5 protein-coding genes are annotated in these 5,368 nt (G+C 68.3%); all 5 read right to left on the bottom strand.

The features are described from left to right. Positions 1-127: 127 nt before the first annotated feature. The 5 genes from AC3WOH_RS34775 to AC3WOH_RS34755 all read right to left on the bottom strand — a co-directional run bounded on the left by AC3WOH_RS34775 (position 128) and on the right by AC3WOH_RS34755 (position 4,980). Positions 128-1,294, bottom strand: coding sequence for a DSD1 family PLP-dependent enzyme (locus AC3WOH_RS34775; RefSeq protein ID WP_492233883.1), 1,167 nt, complete (start codon positions 1,292-1,294; stop codon positions 128-130). Positions 1,295-1,322: 28 nt separating this feature from the next. After that, a complete protein-coding gene (locus tag AC3WOH_RS34770; protein ID WP_492233882.1) occupies positions 1,323-2,297 on the bottom strand; it encodes a threo-3-hydroxy-L-aspartate ammonia-lyase in 975 nt (324 codons plus the stop codon). Between the two features lie 52 nt (positions 2,298-2,349). After that, positions 2,350-3,351 carry an ornithine cyclodeaminase family protein gene (locus tag AC3WOH_RS34765; RefSeq protein WP_492233881.1) on the bottom strand — a complete coding sequence of 334 codons (1,002 nt, stop codon included), beginning with the start codon at positions 3,349-3,351 and terminating at the stop codon, positions 2,350-2,352. Between the two features lie 9 nt (positions 3,352-3,360). Then, positions 3,361-4,020: a helix-turn-helix transcriptional regulator gene (locus tag AC3WOH_RS34760; RefSeq protein ID WP_492233880.1), complete on the bottom strand. Its 660-nt coding sequence runs from the start codon at positions 4,018-4,020 to the stop codon at positions 3,361-3,363. 126 nt (positions 4,021-4,146) lie between these two features. Beyond that, positions 4,147-4,980, bottom strand: a complete 834-nt coding sequence (locus AC3WOH_RS34755) for a M90 family metallopeptidase (protein ID WP_492233879.1) — start codon at positions 4,978-4,980, stop codon at positions 4,147-4,149. Between the last annotated feature and the right edge of the window lie 388 nt (positions 4,981-5,368).

Raw genomic sequence — 5,368 nt, 5'->3', positions numbered from 1 at the left:
GGGCGCTGTTTCTTTGCCTACTTTCTTTTTGCGCAAAAAGAAAGTAGGTGCGCCGCCGGGCGCACATCCCGGCCTCCACCTTCAACCAAGGCATGCAGCAACCAGAGCCCTCAAAAGCCGATCGATCTCACCAGCCCCCGAACCTCCCCCACTGCGCCACCGCAATCCCACCCTCCACCGCCCGATACTCCCCATACTGTGCCCCCGTGGCACAGGCATGGTTCGGCAGGATCCGCAGCTGCCGCCCCACCGGAAACCGCTGCGCAATGTCGCCCAGGGACGCCTCGGCCAACCCGGAGCCAACGGCCAGCGACAGGATCCCGTGCTCCTGGTTCGCGCCGCTCAGCACATAGCCTTCGAGCACCGTGCCGTCAACATCGCACACCTGGCCGTAGCCATAGTCGTGCGATTGCTTCTGCGTGCCCCGATCGCGGCTCATGGCCATCCAGCCGGCGTCGACGATCGCCCAGCCCTTGTCCACCTGGTGGCCGATCACGGTGGTCAGCACGCTCAGCGCGATGTCGTCGGTGCTGCACACGCCCACGTTGTGCATCACCAGGTCGAAGAACACATACACACCCGCACGCACCTCGGTCACGCCCGTGAGGTCGCGGGCCGAGAGGGCCGTGGGCGTGGAGCCCACGCTCACCACGGCGCAGGGCAGGCCGGCTGCGCGCAGGCGCTCGGCCGCGCGCACGCAGCCGGCGCGCTCCTGCTCGGCCAGGGCGGTCAGGGCCTCGGGGGTGTTCAGGTCGTAGCTGCCGCCTGCGTGCGTGAGCACGCCGGCCAGGCGCATGCCGCCTTCGTGCAAGGCGCGGCCCACGTCGATGAGTGTGGCCTCGTCGGGGCGGATGCCCGAGCGGTGGCCGTCGGTGTCCACCTCGATCAGTACCTCGAACACCTCGCCGTGCTCGCGGCCGAAGGCCGCGATGGCCTGCGCTGCGGCGAGGTTGTCGGTGATGATCTTCAGACCGCAACCCTGGCGGCGCAGGGCCAGCACCTGGGGCAGCTTGTGCGGTACGGTGCCCACGGCATACAGGATGTCGGTGATGCCGTGGGCAAAGAACTCGGCCGCCTCCTTGAGGGTGGAGACCGTGATGCCCTGCGCGCCGGCGGCGATCTGCGCATCGGTCACGGCCGGGCACTTGGCCGTCTTGGCGTGCGGGCGAAAGCGCGCGCCCAGTGCGTTCATGTGCTCCTGCATGCGCGCGATGTTGCGCCGCATGCGCGGCAGCTCGATCAGCGCGGCGGGCGTGTCGACCTGGGACAGGGGGATGGTGGATGCTTCTTGCACGGCGAAGGGTCCTTGTAGTCTGGGTGGCTCAACCAGCCAGCAGGCTGCAGAAACGCTCCATATCGACGTTGCCACCGCTGATCAGCACGCCCACCTTCTTGCCCTTGAGCTCGGCGGCCCGTGCGCGCGCTGCGGCAAAGCCCAGGCACCCGGTAGGCTCCACCACCAGCTTCATGCGCGTGGCGAAGAAACGCATGGCGTCGACCAGCTGGGCGTCGCTCACGGTGAGGATGTCGTCCACGTCGCGGCGGATGATGGGGAAGGTGATGTTGCCCAGGTGCTGCGTCTGCGCGCCGTCGGCAATGGTCTTGGGCGTGTCGATGTGCACGATGGCGCCGCTGCGAAACGACTGCTGCCCGTCGTTGCCGGCCTCGGGCTCCACGCCGTAGAGCTTGCACTTCGGCGACAGCGCGCGCGTGGACAGGGCCGAGCCCGAGAGCAAACCGCCGCCGCCCAGGCAGACGAAAAAGGCGTCGAGCTCGCCCACCTCTTCGAACAGCTCTTTGGCGGCCGTGCCCTGGCCGGCCAGCACATCGGCGTGGTCATACGGCGGGATCAGGGTCAGGCCATTGCGCTCGGCCAGGTCGCGCGTGATCTGCTCGCGGTCCTGTGTGTAGCGGTCGTAGAACACCACGTTGGCGCCGTAGCCCTGGGTGGCGGCCACCTTGGCGGCGGGTGCGTCCTGCGGCATGACGATGGTGGCGGGCATGCCCAGCTCGCGCGCGGCCAGGGCGATGCCCTGGGCATGGTTGCCCGACGAGAAGGCGATCACCCCGGCCTTGCGCTGGGCGGCGTCGAATTTGGCAAGCGCGTTGTAGGCGCCGCGGAACTTGAACGCACCCATGCGCTGCAGGTTCTCGCACTTGAAGAACACCTGGGCGCCCAGCTCGGCATCCACGGTGCGCGAGGTGAGCACGGGCGTGCGGTGCGCAATGCCTGCAATGCGGCCGGCAGCGGCCACGACGTCGTCATAGGTGGGAAGGGTTTGGAGGGCAGTGGTCATGGCAGTGGTGGGTGTGGTGGATGGAGAAGAAAGCGAAGAAGAGGGTCAGGCATCACCAGGGCCAGGCGATGGCGGTGCCCAGGCCGCGTGCCAGGGCCTGGGTGTGCAGCAGGCGGGCGACGGTGAGGTCCTGCAGGGCCAGGCCGGTCATGTCGAAGACGGTGATGTCCTGCGCGCCGCGTTGCACCACCGGCGCCTGGCCCGTGAGCACATTGCCCAGTTCGGTGCAGGGCAGGTCGGGTGCTGCCCATTGGGCCTCGCCGATGCTGCGGGCCTGTACGGCGTCGTCCACGAACACGCGGGCACGCTCCAGCAGGCCCTCGGGCAGCTCGCGCTTGCCCTTGGTGTCGGTGCCCACGGCATTGATGTGGGTGCCGGGCTGCACGACCGCCGCGTCGAACAGGGCCCCGCCACCGGGCGTGGCGGTGATGACCACGTCGCTCGCGGCCACGGCGGCGTTCGCATCGGTGGTGTGGCCCACCTCGCATTGGCCATGGAATGCGGCCTCGAAATCGGGGCGTGGCTGGCCGTCGTGCGTGAGGTAGCGCACGTGGGTGAGTGTGGGCAGCACCTGCAGCGCAAAGCGCAGTTGCACGCGCGCCTGCACCCCCGTACCGAAGAGGCACAGCCGCGTGCTGCCGGCCCGGGCCAGGTGCTGCAGGCCCAGCGCGCCGGCCGCGCCCGTGCGCTCGGTGGTGATGGCATTGCCGTCCAGCACGCACAGCGGGCGGCCCGTGGCCGGGTCGATCAGCAGCACGGTGGCCTGGTGGGGCTCGCCACCCCGCGCACGGTTGGCGGGCCAGAAGCCGGCGGCCTTGAAGCCCAGCAGCCCCTGCGCGGGCACGTCGCCCGACTTGATGCCGAACACACCGCCCGTGGGCAATGCCTCGCGCACCACGGGGAAGACCCGGCCCGCGCGCTGGCTGTGCAGGGTGAAGGCCTCGTGCACCGCGCGCAGCACGTCGTCGGGCTGCAGCAGGGCCGTGACCTGGTGGGTGTCGAGCAGCAGCAGGGAGGCCTGGGCGCGGTCGGTTGCGGCGGGGTTGGCACTCATGGCTTCACCTCACTTGGCCACGTCGCCGTACACCGTGGCGCGCGATACGCCCAGGTGCTGTGCCACCACCTCCATCGCGCGGCGCACCTCCAGACTGCCCGACTCGCGCAGCTCGCGCAGCAGGGCGCGCCGCTCGGCCGCCTTGAGCGCGCGCGGCGCGGTGGACAGGCGCGCCGCGAACTGGTCGATGCGCTGGCGGATGGCCTCGGCCCCGGCCGGGTCCAGCGACTCGGTGAGCCCCGTATCGCCATCGATGGCGGTGAACTGGCCCACCATGCTCTGCAGGCCGCGGAACTGCGTGAGGTCCACATTCAGACACAGCGCGGCGATGTACTGGCCCGACGAATCCTTGATCCCCACTGAGGTGCTCTTGGCCTGCCGCCCATCGGCGAACTGGTTGGCGTAGTTGGCAATCACCTGCGGGTAGTCGGGGTCAGCGATGCGCGCCAGGCCCAGCTCGGTCGTGGGCTCGCCCACGGCCCGGCCCGAGAGGTTGTTGTGGATCGCCAGAATCGACTGCCCCGGGTCCAGCAGGTCGTGAACCACCACCTCGCAGAAAGGGGCAAAGGTGGCGGCCAGGCCCTGGGCCACCTGCTCGATCTGGGAGAGCAGGGCTTTTTGTTCGGGGGTGCGCGTGGGCTGGGATGCGGTCGGTGTGCGTTTGGGCATTTCGACAATTTATCCAAAATTGGAAAAATTGTCAAAAATTCGATGGTTTGTCTGGCCTGTCTTCGCGCGAGGCGTCTCGCCGGTCTTGTCGAGGGCCGGTAGGGTCGCCAGGCGTGAGCAGTGGGCTCAGGCGGCCTCTGTGGGGCGCTTGAAAAACGCATCCAGCACCGGCACCAGCCCTGGAAACTCCTGGGTGAAGCGCGTGCGGTTCACAAAGTAGGCCTCGCAGGCCACGGCAAAGAATTCGGAGGGCGAGGTGGCGCCGTAGGCATCGAGCCAGGGCATCTCGGCGCCGAAGCGCTCGGCCTTGATGACGGCCTCGCGAAAATCTTCGTACGCGGGCTCCCAGGCGTTCCACCAGGCTTCATAAGCGCCGCGGCCCGTGCGTGTGCCCATGAAACCTGCGGGCAGGGGCGGGCAGCCGTTGGGCTCGCCCTTGTTGCGCATGTCGAGCTTGTGCACGAACTCGTGCACCACCACGTTGGTGCCGCGCTCGGTGTTCTCACGGCCGTTGGAGGCGTGCTCCCAACTGAGCATGATGGGGCCGCGGTCCATGGCTTCGCCCAGCAGCACCTGGTCGTGTTCATGCACCACGCCGGCTTCGTCCATGGTCTTGCGCCGGGCCACGGCCTCGCCAGGGTGCAGCACGATGCCCACGAAATCGTCGTACCAGGCAAGGGCCTTGGCTGGCTCGCCCCAATGCAGCAGGGGCAGGCAGGCCTGGGCGGCGATGTCAATGGCCATGGCATCGGTCACCTCCATGCCGTGTGCACCATGGAACTGCTTGTGGTGCAGGAACAGGGCGCTGAGCGCACGCAGCTTGGATTGGTCGTGCAGCGACAGCGCCGCCAGGAAGGGGTAGCGCTGTAGCGTGGCGAGCCACAGTGTGGCCGAGATGTCGGGCACGGGGGCGACGGTGGTGCGCACGCGGCGCCAGAGCCGGTTGAGGATGGGGGGCATGGTGCAGAGCATGCCAAGAAAGGCATGCGCTTGGAATTCAAGACGAGGGTCTGTTGACACTATTTTCGGGGATCGCGTTGCCCGGCCTGGGGGCGGGATGCAAGGCGCCCGTGCGCAGCAAGGTAGGGACCTTGCAAGCGCGGGCAACGCCGCAGACGACCCCCAGGCCGGGCAACCCGAAGGGAAGGCCCTTGCCGGCGCGCCACTCGTCGTTGCGCTCCTTGCGTGTGCAAGGGCACACGCTGCGTCACGCGCCTAGATTGGCACGCCGGCAAGGGCCTTCGCGACCCCGAAAATAGTGTCAACAGGCCCTAACAGGCTGTTGAAATTCACCGCTTGCCACCGAAAGCCCCCCGCTTTAAGTTGCAGGCGCTCAGCAGACGGCTTG

The organism is Acidovorax sp. FW305-C-20-28, from assembly GCF_058783375.1.
The sequence above is the reverse complement of the archived record's forward strand: the minus strand, read 5'-3'. Positions and strand labels throughout refer to the sequence as shown.

What these genes read in the sequence shown, in the direction of transcription:
- AC3WOH_RS34765 (WP_492233881.1), bottom strand. Translation starts at nt 3,351, where the DNA reads ATGAGTGCCAACCCCGCCGCAACCGACCGCGCCCAGGCCTCCCTGCTG.
- AC3WOH_RS34760 (WP_492233880.1), bottom strand. Translation starts at nt 4,020, where the DNA reads ATGCCCAAACGCACACCGACCGCATCCCAGCCCACGCGCACCCCCGAA.
- AC3WOH_RS34770 (WP_492233882.1), bottom strand. Translation starts at nt 2,297, where the DNA reads ATGACCACTGCCCTCCAAACCCTTCCCACCTATGACGACGTCGTGGCC.
- AC3WOH_RS34755 (WP_492233879.1), bottom strand. Translation starts at nt 4,980, where the DNA reads ATGCCCCCCATCCTCAACCGGCTCTGGCGCCGCGTGCGCACCACCGTC.